General features: G+C 48.9%; 1 protein-coding gene. It reads right to left on the reverse strand.

Translation table 11 applies throughout. The annotated features are described in order from the left end of the window. Window positions 1-628, reverse strand: a 628-nt coding sequence (locus JK635_RS05550) for a methyl-accepting chemotaxis protein (protein ID WP_235887911.1), incomplete at both ends; no start/stop codon positions are given.

Genomic DNA, 628 nt, shown 5'->3' on the forward strand with positions numbered 1-628 from the left:
GCAGCAGCGGACCGCTGGGCTAGATTACGAACCTCCGCAGCAACAACCGCAAATCCCCGACCTTGCTCCCCAGCTCGCGCGGCTTCGACTGCAGCATTCAATGCCAATATGTTGGTTTGAAATGCTATGGTGTCAATTACAGCATTGATATCAGAAATTTTTTGCGCAGACCTATTGATTAACTCCATCGTTTCAACAACTTGCGTTACCATCGCGCCACCCTTTACAGCAATGGCGGATGCAGAAACTGCAAGTTGGTTTGCCTGTCGAGCATTTTCAGCATTTTGCTTAACTGTTGAGGTTAGTTCTTCCATCGAAGAAGCAGTCTCCACTAATGAAGACGCTTGTTGCTCAGTACGAGAGGACAGGTCGAGATTTCCAGATGCGATTTCAGTAGACGCGCTCGCAATCGTTTCGGTACCACTTCGTACATCGGAGACGATTCTCAAAAGGCTTTCCCGCATTTCCTTCATTGCGTACATGACACTAGAACGGTCCTCAGACTTGGTAATTACTTTGATTGACAAATTGCCTTCGGCTATAGAGCTCGCGATGGCCGCTACTTCGCTTGGCTCCCCACCGATCTGCTTCAGCAAGCCTTTAGTAAGCAACACTCCGATTGCGACAC

Origin of the sequence: Neobacillus paridis (assembly GCF_016765675.1) — a bacterium.
In the GTDB taxonomy this organism is placed as follows: Bacteria; Bacillota; Bacilli; order Bacillales; family Cytobacillaceae; genus Neobacillus; species Neobacillus paridis.